Source organism: Galbibacter sp. PAP.153, from assembly GCF_037029175.1.
GTDB lineage: Bacteria > Bacteroidota > Bacteroidia > Flavobacteriales > Flavobacteriaceae > Galbibacter > Galbibacter pacificus.
On the sequence record NZ_JAZEUN010000015.1, the window covers coordinates 99,622 to 119,032 of the forward strand.

General features: G+C 39.9%; 15 protein-coding genes, 1 tRNA gene and 1 pseudogene. 5 read left to right on the forward strand and 12 right to left on the reverse strand.

The features are described 5' to 3' along the window. Positions 1-42: 42 nt before the first annotated feature. On the reverse strand, positions 43-1,101 hold the full coding sequence (locus UXI14_RS11340; RefSeq protein ID WP_335966221.1) for an anhydro-N-acetylmuramic acid kinase: 1,059 nt from the start codon (positions 1,099-1,101) through the stop codon (positions 43-45). 85 nt (positions 1,102-1,186) lie between these two features. On the opposite strand from UXI14_RS11340, the gene UXI14_RS11345 reads away from it, so the two are divergent. From UXI14_RS11345 to UXI14_RS11365, 5 genes are all read left to right on the forward strand, one after another. Then, the gene (locus UXI14_RS11345; protein ID WP_335966222.1) at positions 1,187-2,329 is read left to right on the forward strand and encodes an acyl-CoA dehydrogenase; all 1,143 of its coding nucleotides are present in this window, start codon (positions 1,187-1,189) and stop codon (positions 2,327-2,329) included. A gap of 347 nt (positions 2,330-2,676) precedes the next feature. After that, entirely contained in the window at positions 2,677-7,197 is a 4,521-nt protein-coding gene (gene gltB / locus UXI14_RS11350) for a glutamate synthase large subunit (protein WP_335966223.1), read from the forward strand. A 1-nt stretch (position 7,198) separates the two neighbouring features. After that, complete coding sequence (locus UXI14_RS11355; protein WP_335966224.1) at positions 7,199-8,659, forward strand: glutamate synthase subunit beta; 1,461 nt, start codon at positions 7,199-7,201, stop codon at positions 8,657-8,659. A 178-nt stretch (positions 8,660-8,837) separates the two neighbouring features. After that, positions 8,838-10,103, forward strand: coding sequence for a DUF819 family protein (locus UXI14_RS11360; protein WP_335966225.1), 1,266 nt, complete (start codon positions 8,838-8,840; stop codon positions 10,101-10,103). A gap of 49 nt (positions 10,104-10,152) precedes the next feature. Further along, on the forward strand, positions 10,153-10,884 hold the full coding sequence (locus tag UXI14_RS11365; protein WP_335966226.1) for a DUF4369 domain-containing protein: 732 nt from the start codon (positions 10,153-10,155) through the stop codon (positions 10,882-10,884). 137 nt (positions 10,885-11,021) lie between these two features. Here the strand turns inward: UXI14_RS11365 and UXI14_RS11370 are convergent, their stop codons facing one another. The 11 genes and pseudogenes from UXI14_RS11370 to UXI14_RS11420 form a co-directional block, all read right to left on the reverse strand. Further along, positions 11,022-11,459 carry a hypothetical protein gene (locus UXI14_RS11370; RefSeq protein ID WP_277900894.1) on the reverse strand — a complete coding sequence of 146 codons (438 nt, stop codon included), beginning with the start codon at positions 11,457-11,459 and terminating at the stop codon, positions 11,022-11,024. Between the two features lie 119 nt (positions 11,460-11,578). Further along, the gene (locus tag UXI14_RS11375; RefSeq protein ID WP_335966227.1) at positions 11,579-12,016 is read right to left on the reverse strand and encodes a hypothetical protein; all 438 of its coding nucleotides are present in this window, start codon (positions 12,014-12,016) and stop codon (positions 11,579-11,581) included. A 106-nt stretch (positions 12,017-12,122) separates the two neighbouring features. Beyond that, on the reverse strand, positions 12,123-12,737 hold the full coding sequence (locus UXI14_RS11380) for a MarC family protein (protein ID WP_335966228.1): 615 nt from the start codon (positions 12,735-12,737) through the stop codon (positions 12,123-12,125). A gap of 173 nt (positions 12,738-12,910) precedes the next feature. Then, positions 12,911-12,984, reverse strand: a tRNA-Thr gene (locus tag UXI14_RS11385). A 102-nt stretch (positions 12,985-13,086) separates the two neighbouring features. After that, a complete protein-coding gene (locus tag UXI14_RS11390) occupies positions 13,087-13,362 on the reverse strand; it encodes a hypothetical protein (RefSeq protein ID WP_335966229.1) in 276 nt (91 codons plus the stop codon). Positions 13,363-13,409: 47 nt separating this feature from the next. Beyond that, on the reverse strand, positions 13,410-14,378 hold the full coding sequence (locus tag UXI14_RS11395; RefSeq protein ID WP_335966230.1) for a type I phosphomannose isomerase catalytic subunit: 969 nt from the start codon (positions 14,376-14,378) through the stop codon (positions 13,410-13,412). A gap of 30 nt (positions 14,379-14,408) precedes the next feature. Further along, positions 14,409-14,816, reverse strand: a complete 408-nt coding sequence (locus tag UXI14_RS11400) for a 6-carboxytetrahydropterin synthase (protein ID WP_335966231.1) — start codon at positions 14,814-14,816, stop codon at positions 14,409-14,411. Next, on the reverse strand, positions 14,813-15,349 hold the full coding sequence (gene idi, locus UXI14_RS11405) for an isopentenyl-diphosphate Delta-isomerase (RefSeq protein ID WP_335966232.1): 537 nt from the start codon (positions 15,347-15,349) through the stop codon (positions 14,813-14,815). The genes UXI14_RS11400 and idi overlap by 4 nt, the downstream gene beginning before the upstream one ends. Before the next feature lie 203 nt (positions 15,350-15,552). After that, complete coding sequence (locus tag UXI14_RS11410) at positions 15,553-16,500, reverse strand: type IX secretion system membrane protein PorP/SprF (RefSeq protein ID WP_277900887.1); 948 nt, start codon at positions 16,498-16,500, stop codon at positions 15,553-15,555. A gap of 20 nt (positions 16,501-16,520) precedes the next feature. Beyond that, positions 16,521-18,770 (reverse strand): Ig-like domain-containing protein, encoded by a 2,250-nt coding sequence (locus tag UXI14_RS11415; protein WP_335966233.1) that lies wholly within the window; start codon positions 18,768-18,770, stop codon positions 16,521-16,523. A 29-nt stretch (positions 18,771-18,799) separates the two neighbouring features. Next, a pseudogene (locus UXI14_RS11420) lies at positions 18,800-19,411 on the reverse strand (collagen-like protein); the annotation flags it as partial.

Genomic DNA, 19,411 nt, shown 5'->3' on the forward strand with positions numbered 1-19,411 from the left:
ATATATAAAACTAAAAAAGCTGATCTCGATTTTTACATTTTTTTAAGGAATGTATATTTTCCCGCTGCTATGATCTCGATGAGCTCCCGTTATGCTTTTTAAACAATTAATTTCGTTTCTGGTGCGCAATACGCCCAACAGGCCAAAAATAATGGCCTCTTTAAATTCTATAATGGCTTTGTCTGGCAAGATAATGTTTGCCCGACTTATTTGCCGTAACCTCTTTATTAAAAAATCATTATATGCGCCGCCTCCCGTAATTAATACGGTCGATTTACTGGTTAGTACCATACTTATTTGTTGTGCTATATGTTCTGTATAGGTACGAAGTATGCCTTCTATATTAAGCGGATAGTGGTCGATTATTGGGATAATCTCGCTTTCTACCCATTCTATACCTAAAGACTTTGGTGGTTTCTTGCTATAATAAGGCAAAGAATTTAATTGAGCAAATAATTTTTGGTTTAATGTTCCCGAAGCGGCTATTTTCCCCCGGTCGTCATATTCAAGACCCAATTTTGCAACATAATGGTTCAGCACGTTATTGGCAGCACATATATCGAAGGCCTTATAAACTCCTTGTTCTTCAGTGGTTACATTGGCAAAACCGCCTATGTTTAAACAAAAATCGTATTCGGGAAAAAGCAATTTATCTCCAATTGGCACCAATGGCGCTCCTTGCCCGCCCAATTCTACATCTTCAACACGAAAATCGCATACAACCGTTTTGTTCAGTTTTTTGGCCATAAAAGGCATGTTTCCTATTTGGTAGGTAACTCCTTTTTCGGGTTCATGAAAAACGGTGTGCCCATGAGAAGCTATAAAATCGATATCGATTATTTTATATTTTGAAATAAATGCAAGAATTACTTCTGTCAGATATTTGGTGTATTCTTCATCGAGTTTCTTCAATGAATCCGATTGTAAATGAATTGCATTTTTTAGTTTCTTTTTTAGTAAGCCATTATAAGGTATTGTTTCTGAATGAATTACCGAAAACTCCCAATCTGATTTTTTTTCAAATTGAACATTCACCAAATCGATTCCATCCAAAGAAGTGCCCGACATCACTCCTACAACGTTGTAGTATTGCTTTTTCATCTGTGTAAAAATAAATAAGAATGATTGAAAATGTTACATTTTAAAATTATATTTGGTAAATTTTATAAAAATATCACAAAATAGAATGGATTTTAAACTTTCTGAAGAACAATTACTCATAAAAGAAGCTGCTCGCGATTTTGCAAAAAACGAATTACTTCCCGGCGTCATTGAAAGAGACGAAAAACAGGAATTCCCCAAGGAACAAGTAAAAAAAATGGCCGAACTGGGTTTTCTGGGAATGATGACTTCCCCGGAATATGGCGGAAGCGGCATGGATACTATTTCCTACGTTATGGTCATGGAAGAAATCTCTAAAATAGACGCTTCCTGTTCTGTAATCGTTAGCGTGAACAACTCTTTGGTATGTTGGGGATTGGAGAATTATGGAACCGAGGAGCAAAAGAAAAAATATTTAACCCGTCTGGCCTCGGGCGAGATTATTGGTGCCTTTTGCCTATCTGAACCCGAAGCAGGAAGTGATGCAACATCGCAAAAAACTACCGCTATAGAAAAAGATGGCCATTATATTATTAATGGTACCAAGAACTGGATTACAAATGGGGGCACCGCCGATGTTTACCTTGTAATTGCACAAACACACCCAGAAAAAAAACACAAAGGCATTAATGCGTTTATTCTTGAAAAAGGAATGCCCGGTTTTGAGATTGGCCCAAAAGAACAAAAATTGGGAATCCGCGGTAGCGATACACATTCGCTCATTTTTAACGACGTAAAGGTTCCCAAAGAAAATAGGATTGGCGAAGATGGCTTTGGCTTTAAGTTTGCCATGAAAACACTGGCAGGCGGTAGAATTGGAATTGCAGCACAGGCGCTTGGGATTGCATCGGGTGCTTACGAACTTGCAAAAGAATACTCTAAAGTAAGAAAGTCTTTTGGCACAGAAATATGCAACCACCAGGCAATAGCCTTTAAACTGGCCGATATGCACACACAAATTGAAGCCGCCAGGCACTTGGTCATCAAAGCTGCATGGGACAAAGACAACGGGCACGATTACGACCTTTCTGGGGCAATGGCCAAATTATACGCCTCCCAAGTGGCCATGGATACCGCCATTGAAGCGGTACAAATTCACGGGGGCAATGGTTATGTAAAAGAATATCACGTGGAACGGCTTATGCGGGATGCAAAAATAACCCAGATATACGAAGGCACTTCAGAAATACAAAAAATTGTAATTTCAAGAGGTCTTTTGGCGGAATAGGTGTTTAAAATTTTAAAATTCTCTCATAAAAAACACATAATACACAAACTAACCCCTAAAAAAATAGGGGTTACTTCTATTATTGCAAAATAAAAACACTGAGCCCCTTTCGTTTTTTTGAAAAATTATCAATTAATCAAATAAAAAATGTCAGCACCCCCTATAATTAAAGGGATTAACATTTTTTTGTCCTTGAATTAACGATTTGATAATTTGCCCCACCCCAAAATTTTGATATTGAATTTTTAATAAGCTTTAATTCAGAACGCCTAATTAATTACACTTTTTAGATATAAACACTGAAAAATTCGCATGTTTCTTGTTAGTTTTGTGGAAACCACGTAATTATGAAGCCACAACAACAAGGATTATACTCTCCGGAGTTTGAACATGACAATTGCGGTGCAGGTTTTATCTGTAACCTAAATGGAGTAAGAACCAACGATATCATCCATAAAGCCCTCGATATATTGATACGCTTAGAGCATCGGGGAGCTGTAAGCTCGGATGGGAAAACTGGTGATGGCGCAGGGATTCTAATAGAAATCCCACACAACTTCTTTAAGCAAGTTTGTAAATTTGATATCCCCGAACCAAAGGAATATGCGGTAGGAATGCTTTTCTTGCCAAAATCGCCAAACCAGTCTCAAATATGCATCAATATTTTTGAAGAAAACATTAAAAAACAAGGGCTCAATATTATTGGGTGGCGCGATGTCCCTGTAGACCATAGCTGTATTGGTGAAATTGCTGCCGAAACAGAGCCTTTTACCAAACAGGTTTTTATTGGTAAAAATGGGCAGGACCTTAGTGAAGAAGCATTTAATGCAAAGCTCTTTGCCGGAAGAAAAATAGCCGAACATGCCATTTTAAATTCCAACCTCTCTGAAGCAGGATATTTTTACTTTTCAAGCTGTTCTACCAACACCATTATATACAAAGGCCTTTTAATGCCTCAAGACATTAGTACTTATTATAAAGACTTAATGCAACCAGAGGTGGTTACTAAGTTAGCCTTGGTACACCAGCGTTTCTCAACAAATACTTTCCCTACCTGGGATCTGGCACAGCCTTTTCGCTTGATGTGCCATAATGGGGAAATCAATACGCTACGGGGTAACTTAAGTAGGATGAAGGCTAGGGAAGAGCTCTTTAAGAGCGAAATATTTGGAGATACCATTAAGGAAATCCCGCCTATTGTCCTTGAAGGAAAATCAGATTCTGCTTCCATGGACATGGTTTTGGAGCTTCTGCTACAAACGGGCCGATCGCTTCCCGAAGCTATGATGATGATGGTTCCCGAAGCATGGGAGAAACACCAATCGATGTCCGACACTAAAAAAGCTTTCTACGAATACAACTCATGTATTATGGAACCTTGGGACGGGCCCGCCTCTATTCCGTTTACCGACGGAAATTACATAGGTGCCCTGTTGGACCGAAACGGATTAAGGCCTTCCCGGTATACCGTTACCAAGGATGGATATGTAATTATGTCGTCTGAAACCGGAGTTATCGATGTAAAACCGGACAATGTTGAATTGCACGGCCGACTCGAACCGGGACGTATGTTTTTGGTAGACATGAACGAAGGAAGGATTATCGGCGATGAAGAAGTTAAAGAAAGTATCGTAACCAAACGTCCTTATAGAAACTGGCTAGACAAAAACCTATTGCCACTTGCAAAAATTGCTTATACCGGTAATAAAACTCCTGTCGAGAAAGAAGCCTTTTTAACAAGGCAAAAGCTATTTGGCTATACCAATGAAGACATAAAAACCCTAATTACCCCAATGGCCACCCTTGGAAAAGAAGCTATTGGCTCTATGGGTACAGATACACCATTGGCTGTATTGTCTGATAAACCACAATTGCTTTTCAACTATTTCAAACAATTATTTGCGCAGGTAACAAATCCACCATTAGACGGTATCCGCGAAGAAATTGTAACCGATATCAGTTTGTCTATTGGTGGAGACAGGAACATCTTCGACATAGTTCCCGAGCAATGTAAAAAACTTAAAATCCAAAACCCGGTTATCTCCAACGAAGACCTGGATAAGATTAAATATATTAACCACCCGGACTTTAAGGCCGTTTCAATTTCAATCCTTTATGACATCAATAAAGGGTTGAATGGCCTTGAAGCACGTTTAGACGAAATAGTGGACGAAATCTGTGCCGCTATCGATAAGGAAAATTGCAACATAATTATCCTTTCAGATAGGAACGTGTCCAGCACCATGGCACCAATTCCTTCAGCTCTGGCATGTTCTCATGTACACCATGCACTTAAAAAGAAGGAAAAAAGGTCTTCCGTAGGAATTATTATTGAATCTGCCGAACCAAGGGAGCCTCATCATTTTGCCCTCTTGTTCGGATATGGCGCAAGTGCCATCAACCCGTATATGGTAAACGAAATAATTGCCAAATTGGTAGCCGACGGAGAAATAAACGCCTCTTTTGAAGAAGCCATTATCAACTTTAACAAGGCCATAGGAAAAGGAATTGTTAAGATTATGAACAAAATAGGGATTTCTACCCTGCATTCCTACCGCGGGGCGCAAATATTTGAAGCGCTCGGCCTCAACAAAAAGTTTGTCGATAAATATTTCTGTAATACCACAACCCGTATTGAAGGTATTGGTATTTACGAAATTGAAAAGGAAATTCAAAAACGCTTTGCCAAAGCCTATACAGACGACGAAGATTTATCTAACCTTGATTTAGAGATCGGGGGCGATTACCGCTGGAGAAGAAATGGAGAGCGCCATATGTTTAACCCAACCACGGTTGCCAAGCTTCAACAGGCCGTAAGAACCAATAAGTACAGTAGTTACAAAGAATATTCCGAAATGATCAACGAGCAAAGTGAACGCTTGATGACATTAAGGGGAATGTTCAATTTTAAGGAATTAAATCCGATTCCGCTTGAAGAGGTAGAACCTTGGACAGAAATTGTAAAGCGTTTTAAAACCGGGGCCATGTCTTTTGGTTCCATTAGTAAAGAAGCGCACGAAAATCTGGCCATTGCCATGAACCGTATTAAAGGGAAAAGCAATTCTGGCGAAGGAGGGGAAAACCCAGACCGTTTTCACAAGGACCTTAACGGGAACTGGAGAAACAGTGCCATTAAACAAGTAGCATCTGGGCGCTTTGGGGTTTCTATTAACTATTTAACCAATGCGCAGGAAATTCAAATAAAAATGGCCCAAGGGGCCAAGCCCGGTGAAGGAGGCCAATTGCCAGGACCAAAAGTAAATCCGGATATTGCAAAAACGAGAAACTCCACTCCTTACGTAGGTCTTATTTCACCACCGCCACACCATGATATTTATTCTATTGAGGATTTGGCGCAATTAATATTCGACCTTAAAAACGCCAACAGGGAAGCCCGGGTAAATGTTAAACTGGTTTCTGAAGTGGGTGTTGGTACCATTGCGGCCGGAGTTGCAAAAGCAAAAGCCGATGTGGTTTTAATTTCCGGCTACGACGGAGGAACTGGTGCTTCGCCACTAACTTCCCTGCGTCACGCCGGTCTACCTTGGGAACTAGGTATAGCAGAAGCACAACAAACTTTGGTGCTCAACGACCTTAGAAGCAGAATTGTAATGGAATGCGACGGACAGCTTAAAACTGGGCGCGATGTGGCCATTGCCTGTTTACTAGGTGCCGAAGAATTTGGCTTTGCAACAGCTCCATTGGTAGCGTCAGGTTGCATCATGATGCGTGCTTGCCATCTCAATACGTGTCCGGTGGGCATTGCTACCCAAGATCCCGAATTGCGCAAAAACTTTAAAGGGACCCCAGAGCATGTTATCAATTTTATGTATTTCATCGCTCAGGAACTACGTCAAATTATGGCGGACCTAGGCTTTAAGTCGATTGATGAAATGGTGGGTCAAAGTCAGAAATTAGACATGAACAAGGCCATTCAGCATTACAAGGCACAAGGAATAGATCTTTCAAACATACTTTACAAACCAAGGGTTCCAGAGCATGTCAAGCTTCATAATACCGAAAAGCAAGACCATCAACTGGAAAATGTGCTCGATTTTGATATTTTAAGCCAAGCACACCCGGCCGTGTACCGAAAAGAAAAAATGAGCTTGGATTTCCCTATTACCAATATAAATAGGACAACCGGTGCAATTTTAAGTAACGAAATATCAAAAATCCACGGAGAAAACGGGCTGCCCGAAGACACCTTAACTTTAAACTTTAAAGGTTCCGCAGGCCAAAGTTTTGGCGCATTTGCCACAAAAGGCCTTACCTTGAAGGTAAACGGTAATACAAACGATTATTTTGGAAAAGGATTGTCTGGCGCAAAATTAGTAGTAAAAGTTCCCGAAGAATCCACTTTTAAACCTGAAGAAAACATAATTATCGGTAACGTTGCCATGTATGGCGCCGTAACCGGAGAAGCATACATAAACGGTATTGCCGGAGAACGGTTTTTAGTAAGAAACTCTGGTGCAAAAGCTGTTGTAGAAGGTATTGGTGACCATGGATGCGAATATATGACCGGCGGTGTTGCTGTTATCCTGGGCAAAATAGGAAGAAATTTTGCAGCAGGAATGAGCGGTGGGATTGCATACATCTATAATCCAGACAACGCATTGGATACCAACAACTTCAATATGGAAATGGTGGAACTGGAAGAACTTTCAGACAACGACCAAATTGAATTGAAAAACTTAATTGCCGAACATATTAAGTATACTGACAGCCCGTTGGCAAAACGCATTATGGCCGATTGGAATAAAAACTGCCAGAAATTTATTAAAGTAATGCCAACAGAATATAAAAAAGCACTGGAAATGCTGGCAAAACAAGAAAAAGAAGTTAAACAATTAACAACAGCATAAAATGGGAAAACTTAGAGGATTTTTAGAATACGATAGACGCGGCGAAGATACTATTGCTGTTGATGAACGTGTGAAAAATTACAACGAGTTTACCAAAGAACTCGATACCGAAGAATTAAACAAACAAGGTGGACGCTGTATGGACTGCGGGATTCCGTTTTGCCATAGCGGTTGCCCCTTGGGAAATTTAATACCCGACTTTAATGATGCGGTCTATAAAAACGATTGGGACAAGGCATTGCGAATACTCCATGCCACCAACAATTTCCCCGAATTTACTGGACGCCTATGCCCTGCCCCGTGCGAATCGGCATGTGTACTAGGGATTATCCAGCCTCCCGTTTCCATCGAACTTATTGAAAAATATATTGTAGAACGCGGATTTAAAGAAGGATGGATAAAACCAAACCCGCCCAAAAACCGCACCGGAAAAACAGTTGCAGTTGTAGGTTCTGGCCCTTCAGGGCTTGCCGCAGCCCAACAATTAAACAGGGCCGGGCATACCGTTACCGTTTTTGAACGTGACAATAAAGTGGGTGGCCTGCTCAGGTATGGAATTCCAGATTTTAAATTGGAGAAAAAGGTAATAGACCGCCGTGTGGACATTCTTAAAGCAGAAGGGATTGAATTTAAAACCAACGTGCACGTTGGTAAAAATTACGATGCCGAAAAACTTAATGAATTTGATGCCGTTGTACTTTGTGGCGGGGCTACCAAAAGAAGACCGCTCCCTATAGACGGTGCCGATGCCAATGGCGTGGTACAGGCTATGGAATTCTTAAAAAGAAACAACGAAGTAGTAGATGGTATTAAAGAACCTACCGAAGCTTTACATGCCAAAGGAAAAAACGTAATTGTAATTGGCGGTGGCGATACGGGCTCCGACTGTGTAGGAACTTCTAACCGTCATGGTGCTGCTTCGGTTACTAATTTTGAGATTATGCCAATTCCTTCCGAATCGCGTTCAGAAGAAAACCCGTGGCCTTTCTGGCCGTTTACGTTAAAAACAAGTTCTTCTCATGAAGAAGGCGTAAAACGTAATTGGAGTATTTTAACCAAAGAATTTATAAAAGACGGGGAAGGAAACCTAAAAGCCATTAAAACCGTTGAAGTTAAATGGGTTAAAATTCCCGGAGAACGTCCGCAATTGCAAGAAATTGATGGCACCGAAAAAGAATGGCCGTGCGAACTTGCCCTATTGGCACTCGGTTTTACGGGGCCAGAAGCAACTTTAAGCGAGCAACTAGGGCTACAAACCGATTACAGAAGCAATATAAAAGGCGATAGCAATTACCAGAGCAATATCCCGCATATTTTTACGGCCGGAGATATGCGCAGGGGGCAATCGTTAATTGTGTGGGCCATTTCCGAAGGAAGGGAAGCCGCACATCATGTAGATAAATTTTTAATGGGGTCCTCTTCCCTTCCCATAAAGGAAAAAGGAGATTTGCCCGCTGCATAACCGCATATCCATATAGATTCCTCAGGTTATGGGGTTTTGTTTAGCGAGTTAAATATTTATTTTTATTAGTTTAGGGACATAGCCGACTTGATGTATTTCAAGTCGGCTATTTGCTTTAAAAGAATCGTTGGTGTTGCTATTTGTTTTCATTTTCGTATTTTCCCGAAAATTTTAATCAATGCAAGATTCTCCCGTATTTTCAAACGACACCATTGTATTTGGCATCATTATGCTATGCTTGGGTTTTGTTTTTTACACTTCGGCCATAAAAACAGGTTTCTGGAACAAATTTTATAAGGTGGTACCATCTGTACTTATGTGCTATTTGTTGCCTTCCCTTTTTAATTCCTTCGGAATTATCTCTGACGAAACTTCCAATTTATATTTTGTGGCCAGTAGGTATTTATTGCCTGCATCGTTGGTATTAATGACATTAAGTATCGACCTAAAGGCTGTTTTTAACCTTGGACCAAAAGCATTGATTATGTTTTTTACGGGAACCATAGGAATAGTAATCGGCGGGCCCATTGCCATTTTGTTAATTTCCCTAGTTTCGCCAGATACTGTTGGCGGTGTTGGTCCAGATGCTGTTTGGAGAGGATTGGCCACATTGGCCGGAAGTTGGATAGGCGGCGGCGCAAACCAGGCTGCAATGCTTGAAATTTTTAAATACAATCCCGAAAAATATGGCGGAATGGTACTGGTAGATATCGTGGTTGCCAACCTTTGGATGGCCGTGGTACTGCTTGGAGTTGGAAAGAGCAACAAAATCGATAAATGGTTAAAAGCAGACAATACCGCGATAGACGACCTAAAAAATAAAGTAATCGCCTTTACCGAAAGCATTACGCGCACCCCCACCCTATCTGATTATATCATGATTTTGGCCATTGCCTTTGTTGCCGTTGGCGTTGCACATTGGGGCGCCGGTAACATTTCAGATTTCTTAACGTCGAACTTTCATGCCGTGAGCGACAAGACCAGTGCCTTGGCATCGTTTGGGTCGCAGTTTTTTTGGATGATTACTATTGCCACCCTTATCGGGATTGGACTATCGTTTACAAAATTTAAAAATTATGAAGGTGCCGGAGCCAGCAAATTCGGCTCCATATGTATCTATATTTTAGTGGCCACCATTGGTATGAAAATGGACATTTTTAAAATATTCGACAATCCCGGTCTTATTGCCATTGGTTTGGTGTGGATGAGCATCCATGCGCTCTTGTTGTTGGTTGTGGCAAAAATTATAAAAGCCCCCTATTTTTTCTTGGCCGTGGGGAGCCAGGCCAACGTGGGCGGGGCAGCTTCGGCTCCTGTGGTTGCCGCCGAGTTTCATCCATCTTTGGCTACCGTTGGGGTTTTGTTGGCCGTATTTGGTTACGCTGTGGGTACCTATGGCGCAATATTTTGTGCTTATTTAATGGAATTGGCATCTAAAGTGTAGTAATTTTTATAAGAATTATGCATATTTGCCCTTCAGAAAAAAAACAAACATGTACCGATTACTTATTGCTTCAATTATAGCCACTGTTTTTGTTTCCTGCGGAAAAGAACAAAATAATATGACCGTTAACGGAACAGTTGACGGTTTACGAAAAGGGACTTTATATTTTCAAAAAATTAACGACAGTACGCTAGTTACGCTCGATTCTATTGAAATTGACGGAAATTCAAACTTTAGCTTTTCAACTTCCATAGAAAGCCCCGAGGTTTTTACCTTGTATCTCGATAAAAACGATGGCAACCTGCTTAACGACAGGCTGGATTTTTTTGGAGAGCCCGGCAACATTACCATTAAAACCACCAGGGACTATTTTGCACCCGAAGCAACAATAGAAGGTTCCAAAAGCAACGATACCTGGACCGAATATAAAAAGATACGCTCTAAATTTTCGGGTAAAAACCTGGAATTGATAAAAGACATCCTTCAGGCAGAAAAAGATGGGGATACAGCACTTGCCGATTCGCTAAATTTAGTTTCCAAAAGAAACAATACAAGAGAATACCTTTACACACTGAATTTTGTGCTCAACCATACCGATTCTTATGCCGCGCCCTATATTACTTTGGCCAATGTATACAATGCCAACATTAAGTATTTAGATTCCATAAACAACTCGTTAACGCCAGAGGTGGCCCAATCTAAATACGGTAAAATGCTCGCCAAGTATATTGGTGATATTAAAGCACAACCGCAAACATCTACAAAAGACTCTGTTCAGTAAAAATAGGTTTCCACAACCAAAAACACCTCAAAAACCATTTGGATACGTTAAAAAATACACCCGCCCGGTGAAAAACTCCAATGGATACGTTATACAACCTATCGGAACATGTAAAAAACCGCAATGGATAGGTTTTATTAAGTAAGCCATCCACGTTTTATGGCCCTATTGGAAAAAGCAATAAGAAAAGCAGCTATAAGTATTACCAGTACGGGCATGATATATGCCACCGAGCCATATGCTTCGGGGGTTTTGGCTATAAACAAGCTGTACCCCATTTGAATAAAAATGGCAATGAGGGAAACTACAAAAATGGGTTTTGCCCATTTCTTTTTGGCCAGTAGGCCTATGCTTCCCAGTAAACCGCCAAATACTGCTATTCCATATACAATTTTGGTCCACATAGGGTTATTCTCGTAAAGTTCCCTTTGTGCGTCCGGTAGCGCCTGTAAAGCTTCGTCTGTCATGGTAACATCTGATATAAAAGCACCAACACCCATAAAGTTCCATAATAGGGCAAGTATTGCAACGAACCAAAACCACCAAGGTATTTTGGTTGATAATTGATTAGCCATAAGATATGTTTTAATTGGTTTGCCTTATAAAAATACAATTTTTATTCCCTGTAACATATGCATCAGCAGAATCTCTATGAAATAGTATATCGATTTTCGCGATTATTTCACAAAAAAAATTAATTCAGCCAGCCTTTTTTAATAGCATAACGGGATATAAATACATGAAAAATACCCGCCAGAATTATAAATACGGGCAGGATAACCGCTTCGGGGCCAAAGGTCTCTAAAGAAGTAACGGCAATAATGCTATAGACCATTTGTATGGTCACCGCTATTAAGGAAATAATAAAAAGTAATTTTGCCCATTTTTTCCTTAACAAAAGCCCTATACTTGCCAAAACACCAGTAAAAGCAGCCAGTGCGTAAATAACTTCAATCCATGTCGGGTAAGACATTAGCAATTTCCGTTCGGTATCGGGCAGGGCCAGCAAAGATTCGTGAGACATGCTAATATGCCCTATAAAAGAGCCCGCGCCCATTAAATTCCACACTAAAGCAAATAGAGCTATAATCCAAAACCAAATAGGTATATAATCGGTTTCTTTTTGAGCCATAATCCTTTAATTTTAAATGAATTATTCCCCCTAAGATACATTATATAAATTAGAGTTTAAAATGAAGCCTTTATAAGTATCCCTATAAAGATGAAGGCGGGAAACCTTATTTAAGCACCACGAAAAAGTCTCTTAACCCCGTAAGGATACTCTGTACGGCATAGGCGGCAAGGATTAGCCCCATTACTTTACTAATTACCGATATTCCATAGGCACCCATTCTTTTTTGTATATGGTTTGCCGCAAGCAACAATACACATGTTATGGCAATTACCACCAGCACCAATATGGTTGTTATGGCTTGCTGCTGCATTGTATACACGTGGTTGTCGGTCATTAAAACCACTGCCATTATTGCCCCAGGCGATGCAATGGAAGGGATTGCTATAGGAAAAATGGTAACATGTTTATAATCTTTAATAGAATCTATCTCGCTGTTGGGTTTTCCTTCGCCAAAAATCATTGTAAGGGCAAAGAGGAACAAAATTACCCCGCCCGATATCTGAAAAGCATCCAGGGACACTTTCATCCCTTCCAAGATAAGCTGCCCAATAATGATAAAGAACAACAATATTAAATAGGCCACTGCACATGCCCTTATGGCTATTTTTCTTTTATGCAGGATGTCAAAATTTTTGGTTGCCTCCAAATAAACGGGTACAGACCCCAGCGGGTCTATAACGGCAAATAAAAAAAGTATTGTTGTAATAATTTCGTTCATTCCAATAGATGTGTTTACCAATTAAGCTAAGCAGTGAGGCCATTTACTTCGATAAATATACAAGAAGTTTTCTACAAACCTTTATCTTGTGGAAGAGGAAGACAAAGAAATTACCAAAAAAAAAACGGTGTGTAAAAAATAAAAAAGCCCCTCCGTTATGGAAGGGCACTTTGAGCCGATAGAGGGACTCGAACCCACGACCTGCTGATTACAAATCAGCTGCTCTAGCCAGCTGAGCTACATCGGCGTTTGCATTAAAAAGCGTGCAAATATAATTCTGAAAATCATTTTTGCAAACTTTTTATTTAAAAAATAACCTTTTAGGTGCCATGGCATCCCAAGTTACTTTTTAAGCTGCGGATAATTTATTTAATTTTTCTACCAAGGATTGTGCCTTGGATTCCAGTTCTTTGTTAACTTCTTTTAAATGAGTGCTCCTGTTGTCTACTTTTTTATCGTTGACCTTTTCAATAAGTGCATCGAAGGTTGCAATTGCTTCGTCAATAATTTTATCGCCCTCTTTGGAATTGGAGGTATTGGTGCTAATTTCCCAAATGTAAACAGCTTCTATAATGTCCCCCAGAACATTGTTAATATCTCGTTTTAAGTCTCTTATACTTGCCATAACTTACTATTTAATATGTCGAACTCATTTGCAAAAATACGGCATTTTTAGATATGAACTTCCAAAATCTTCGCATCCTTGGCGCTTATGCTAACTTCGTTTATGGAAGCAGGAACCAATATGGTCTCCCCTTTATTTAGTTTTTCTGTAGTATCGCCAGCGGTAATCTGGGCCTGGCCGTCAACGCATATATAAATACTAAAAGAGTCGCGGTTTACCAGTTGTTTTACAAAAGTACCGACTACGTTGAGGTAGTTGGTGATAAAGTATTTGCAGGTTACCATGTTGTTGGACGAGTTGTATTCTTTTTTATAAGAAACCTTATAATCGTCTTTCTTTTGGTAATCTATTGCATCTATTGCCAGCTCTGTGTGCAGTTCCCGTGTGTTCCCATCTTTATCCTTACGCTCGTAATCGTAAATACGATATGTAACATCGGATGTTTGCTGAATTTCGGCCAGCAGGATTCCCGAGCCTATGGCGTGTACTTTTCCGGTATTGATAAAAAACGTATCGCCTGCCTTTACTTCTTGTTGGTTTAAAATCTCTAAAAGTTTTCCTTCCTTTAAATGTTTTAAATAGGTTTCTTTAGTAAGCGTTTCGTTAAACCCAACAATAAGTTTCGATCCGGGATCGGCCTGCATAACATGCCACATTTCGGTTTTTCCAAAAGAATTGTGCCTTTCTTTTGCCAGGGCATCGTTTGGATGCAGCTGTACGGATAGATCCAATTTGGCATCTATAAATTTAATGAGGATGGGAAATTTATTTCCGAAGCGTTCATATACCGACTCCCCCAATAATTCTCCTTTATGGGTATCTATTAATTCTTGTAAGGTTTTTTGTTTTAAAGCTCCGTTGCTTACCACGGACACGTTATTTTCTACGCCAGAAAGTTCCCAGCTTTCCGATGCGGTTTTTGTTTTTACATCTTTGTCAAGAACTTCTTTAAGCTTGGTGCCTCCCCATAGATATTCTTTAAAAATGGGCGTAAATTTTAATGGGTATAATTTCATTTTTAGTATTTGATATATTGGTTAAACAACCTACTCTCCTCGGTAGGTAACAAAATTTCTGGGAGTTTCGTAGAGCACCACTTCGAGGTCGAATTTTAACAAATGTGGCTTTAGCCGATTGTAAATTACAACTGCTATGTTTTCTACGGTCGGGTTTAAGTCTTTAAATTCGGGCACCTCAATATTTAAGTTTTTATGGTCCAGGTGCTCTTCTATTTCCTGTTGGACAAGGTTTTTTAAAATCTTAAGATCGATAACAAACCCCGTTTCAGGATCTATCTCTCCGGTAACGCTAACAATAAGGTCGTAATTATGCCCATGATAATGCGGATTGCTACATTTACCAAACACCGCTCTGTTTTTTTCGTCGTTCCAGTCTTTTCTATACAACCGGTGGGCGGCGTTAAAATGGGCCTTTCTACTTACTTTTAATCTCATAGTATTGTTTCGGATTGTTCTTCTATGTGCGAATAGAATTTTTCAAAAATAATTTTGAACCATGCTGTATAGTCTCCTGGGTTTACTTTCATGTCTTTTTGAATATCTTTTAACGACATCCATTTCCAGCTGGCCACTTCATCGGGGTTGATATTGGGTTCTCCATTGTATTTCCCAACAAGTATATGATCGAATTCATGCTCGGTCAACCCATTTTCGAAAGGGGCATGATAAATAAACGACAGTACCTCTTCCAGTTCGGCGGTAAAACCCATTTCTTCCTGAAGCCTGCGTTTTCCTGCATCTACATTGGTTTCTCCTTCGCGTTGGTGGCTACAGCATGTATTGGTCCATAGGCCCGGCGAATGGTATTTATGGCCTGCACGTTGTTGGAGCATTGTTTGCCCTTCATCATTAAAAATAAAAACCGAAAAGGCCCTGTGCAGCATAGCTTTTTCATGTGCTTCTATTTTTTCCATCAATCCAATTTGCTGATTGTTTTCATCAACAAGAATTACTTTTTCTTTTCCCATGAACATCTTTTCAAATCATTTTAAATTGAAGTTTTCCTTCTATTCGGCATCTAAAATAATTCAACAAATCTACAAAAATGGTTAACCATATCATAAAACAAAAAAATCCTGCCAAAAAGCAGGATTCTTCAATTGAATGTTCTAAACGTATTGCTATTAACCTGAATTTAGAATAATAAAATTCAGGTTATTAATGAACGTATTTAGAAAAACCTTGGGGTCGTTACCCTTTTATAGTTTCTTGAAAACTCATATCTTAAAAACACTTCTACGGTGCCACCGTTAAATTGCGTGCCGCCAAGTTCGGTAACCTCCCGGTCGTATGCCAGGCCTACGGCCAGAGCCTCATTGAGCTGAAATCCTAACATTCCCGTTACCGCTGCACCCCATCTATACCCCACACCAAAGGTCAAAGATTCATCATACAAAAAATTGGCAGACAAGTCTACTTGCAAAGGTGCTCCAGAAACCACTTTTGTTAAAACGGCAGGCTTAAATTGCCATCTGTAATCCAGGTCGAAAACATACCCGCCCATTACATAATAATGAATACGGGAAGTGGCTACATATGACGAGCTGTTGGAATTGTTGGACTCGTCAAAATATTTTGTGGTTAACATATTGGGCACTGACACTCCTACATAATAATTATCGGTATGGTAATAAATTCCGGCACCGATATTAGGAGAAAATTTATTGTCTATATTGTTTTGCCCAGTAAGCTCTACATCGTCATATTGGTTTAACCTTGTAAAGTCTACGTTTAATAAACTCCCACCGACTTTTAACCCAAAAGAAAGGTTTCCTTGGTACGAGGTCTGAATGGTATACGAAAAAGCGGCATCAAAAAAAGTCTCTTGCGTAACGCCTTCGCCCAGTTTGTCGTTAATTATTGAAAGTCCGACCCCTACTTTACTTTCCCTAATGGGGGAATGCACGTTTAACGTTTCGGTTTGCGGTGCGCCATCGAGTCCCAGCCATTGGTTGCGGTACAGGGCCGTTGCGCTTAGCATGCCCCTACTGCCGGCATATGCAGGGTTGATGCTCATGGTATTATACATATATTGAGTATATTGAGGGTCCTGTTGTGCAAAAACCGATTTAACACCTAGAACGACCATCAATAACAGGGATATTTTGTAATGCTTCATTATTCCTTTTTTATACATCTTTAATAATTGATGTAGAAGTAACCTGCCATATTTTTTGTGTTTTGATCCACAATATAATCAATCACATAATAATATGTCCCTACAGGTAACTTATCTTTTTGTTGTACGCTTACCCTTCCTTCAGAATACCCTCTAAAGAAATTATTTCCTTGTCCATATCCAGTGGTTTCATAAACCATTACACCCCATCTATTGAATATTTTCACCGAGTTTTCCGGGAAGTCTTCAATTCCATAAATCTTCAGCACGTCATTCTGCCCATCATCGTTTGGCGATACCAATTGATGCACCTTTAATTCGTCTTCAACCGGAGGTGGCGGAGGCGGATTTATAGGTTGGGCATTTACGGTAACCATTCCCTGTTCTTCGTTCCACGTTACCCCATCTGAATGCATTACCCGTACCGTATACGAAAAAATATCCTGCCCCTCGAAACTTGGGTCTACTATATAAGACAAGGTATTATCGGCATTAACGGTTACGGTTCCGTTTACCGGATTGGAAATGGCTGCTATGACCAAAGTGGTATTTGGATTAAACGTATCGTTATTGAAGATTGGGATTATAACTTCTTCTTGATTTGATGAATCCACATCTGCATAATCGTCCTGAACATCTTTAACCGGGAGCACAATAACGGTAACCCTTGCCGGGAAATCGTATACTACTCCTTCGGCCCCTGTGTAAGTAATTGTATATTCAAAAACAACGGTTCCCACAAAATCCGGTTCGGGCGTATATTCTACGGTGTAGTCTTTACGGACCTTAAGGCTAGTACCTTTATTATCGGTGGCCGATAATGTATAATTTACATCAGAAGCAATGGTGTCGTTCCCTAAAACATTAATTACCACCGGTTCGTCTTCGTTGGTAGTTACTTCGTCGTCGATCAATACAATGCTCCGGGTCCCGGGCTTAATATTTATTATAACTTCGGCCGTGTTTGATATTTCATTGCCATCGGTTATAACATATGTAAAGGTATCTTGCCCTACAAAATCAAGATCGGGATAATAGATCAATTTTCCATTTTCTTCTGATAAAATACCGTGTTGGGGATCGGTATAACTTTGAACCGATAATTCATCTCCATCGATATCCCTATCGTTATAAATAATGTCGAGCGTGCTCTCCGTATTGGAGATGCTATTGAACGTATCATTTTCTGCTATCGGGGCATCGTTTACCGGGGTTACTTCAACAGAAACATTGGCTTCGACCGAATTCCCGTTATGGTCTATTAGTGCATATGTAAAACTGTCCATCCCGTTAAAATCTGCATTTGGAACATATTCAAAAACCCCATCTACAATTTCAATTACCACACCATGACTTGCATTGGCGGTTAATTGATAATTATTATCGTCCCCGCCAAGGCTACCTATATTATCGTTCAAGCTAACATCTATTTGGTTTGACGGTCCCGAACCGCTATCTTCCTCGACTACCAAGGCATCGCTTTGTGCCAACATAGCGTTTATGGAAATAGTAGCCGTATCGGTCATTTCCGTATTATCAGAATTTGTTAACGTAAGCGTATACGTAAAACTGTCAACCCCATTAAAATCGGTTCCAGGAACATATATCAATATATCATCACTTGGGTCCATTGGCGTTCCGTTCTTATCAATACTAACCGAACCATTTGAAGGGCTTGAAAAAGTAATCATCCCAATTGAAGGAATGGCCACATCGTTATCCAGCATATTAATTTCGGTACCAGCGGTAGCCACTTCGGCAACCACATCATCAACAAGTTCAAATTCTTCTTGCAGGCAAACCACCTTAAACGTAGGCAGTTTTTTGCTATATCCGGCCTTTGTTACGGTAGCAATATACTCTTCTATATCTTTTGTAGCTGTAACAGAAGGGTTTAAATTTCCGTTGGCAATTCCCTGGTTCCAGCTTACCGATGCATTTGCACTTACGCTATTCTCTATATTTAAGGTTACCGAATTTTTAGGTTCGTTACAATAGGTTACAATAAAATAGCTCGTTGCATTTTTTCCGCATTTCGTTCCATCATAAGTGGCAAAGTACACGCCAGGGATAAAAACCTGTTGTGTAGGGTCGCTGCCCAATTCGGTTTTAGATTCCCCATCGAGCACATACCAGTGGTAATTGCTTATGGTTCCATCCTCCGGATTGCTCTCTGGTGCCTGCAAGACAAATTGTGCACTTACTTGGTATCCAACCAAAAGGAGGAGCCCAAGCACCAGTTGTTTGATATGTCTATTTTGATGTTTCAAAATTTTTATTTTAAAAATTATATCAAACATTATTTAACTACAAATACCACATTGATAAGCGTATTGTAATCCGTTGGAACTGCTTTAATACCGTATGTCATAACTCCATTATCATTAATTGATACATTTTCAAAAACAGCAGGATCATAATAAGTTACATAATAATAAAGTTCTGTTTTTGTATATGTTGGAATTTTTGCAGGCGCGCTACTACTTTTTGCCGATGATGTAATTGTCATTCCATATTGATCTACGTACTCTTTATACAAATCCTTTGTATTTACTGGTGAAACAATAGATGCATCTATAGCAATTGAAGGCGGATAGAAAATCCTAGCTGCTTTTGAGGTTACTTTGGTTATAGTATTTATCGCATCGTCTACATTCGTTTCTGCAATACCATCCCCATCTACGTCAGACTCGATTTCCACTTCAGAAGCATTCTGGTCGTCGGTGTCTATGCTTGCTAAATCTAATGTAGCATCTGAAACCCCATCGTTTTCCAAAGAGATATGCAGTATTTTTCCGCTTAAATTCAATATATCTATTGCTTGGTCATCAGTAGCAGGGTCACCTTGTTCGCCTTTATCTCCCTTTTCTCCTTGTGGACCTTGTTCACCCTTTTCTCCTTGTGGACCTTG

Bases quoted from the DNA above. Each gene is read 5' to 3' on its own strand.
- UXI14_RS11340 (WP_335966221.1), bottom strand. From the start codon at position 1,101: ATGAAAAAGCAATACTACAACGTTGTAGGAGTGATGTCGGGCACTTCT.
- UXI14_RS11345 (WP_335966222.1), top strand. From the start codon at position 1,187: ATGGATTTTAAACTTTCTGAAGAACAATTACTCATAAAAGAAGCTGCT.
- gltB (WP_335966223.1), top strand. From the start codon at position 2,677: ATGAAGCCACAACAACAAGGATTATACTCTCCGGAGTTTGAACATGAC.
- UXI14_RS11355 (WP_335966224.1), top strand. From the start codon at position 7,199: ATGGGAAAACTTAGAGGATTTTTAGAATACGATAGACGCGGCGAAGAT.
- UXI14_RS11360 (WP_335966225.1), top strand. From the start codon at position 8,838: ATGCAAGATTCTCCCGTATTTTCAAACGACACCATTGTATTTGGCATC.
- UXI14_RS11365 (WP_335966226.1), top strand. From the start codon at position 10,153: ATGTACCGATTACTTATTGCTTCAATTATAGCCACTGTTTTTGTTTCC.
- UXI14_RS11370 (WP_277900894.1), bottom strand. From the start codon at position 11,459: ATGGCTAATCAATTATCAACCAAAATACCTTGGTGGTTTTGGTTCGTT.
- UXI14_RS11375 (WP_335966227.1), bottom strand. From the start codon at position 12,016: ATGGCTCAAAAAGAAACCGATTATATACCTATTTGGTTTTGGATTATA.
- UXI14_RS11380 (WP_335966228.1), bottom strand. From the start codon at position 12,737: ATGAACGAAATTATTACAACAATACTTTTTTTATTTGCCGTTATAGAC.
- UXI14_RS11390 (WP_335966229.1), bottom strand. From the start codon at position 13,362: ATGGCAAGTATAAGAGACTTAAAACGAGATATTAACAATGTTCTGGGG.
- UXI14_RS11395 (WP_335966230.1), bottom strand. From the start codon at position 14,378: ATGAAATTATACCCATTAAAATTTACGCCCATTTTTAAAGAATATCTA.
- UXI14_RS11400 (WP_335966231.1), bottom strand. From the start codon at position 14,816: ATGAGATTAAAAGTAAGTAGAAAGGCCCATTTTAACGCCGCCCACCGG.
- idi (WP_335966232.1), bottom strand. From the start codon at position 15,349: ATGGGAAAAGAAAAAGTAATTCTTGTTGATGAAAACAATCAGCAAATT.
- UXI14_RS11410 (WP_277900887.1), bottom strand. From the start codon at position 16,500: ATGAAGCATTACAAAATATCCCTGTTATTGATGGTCGTTCTAGGTGTT.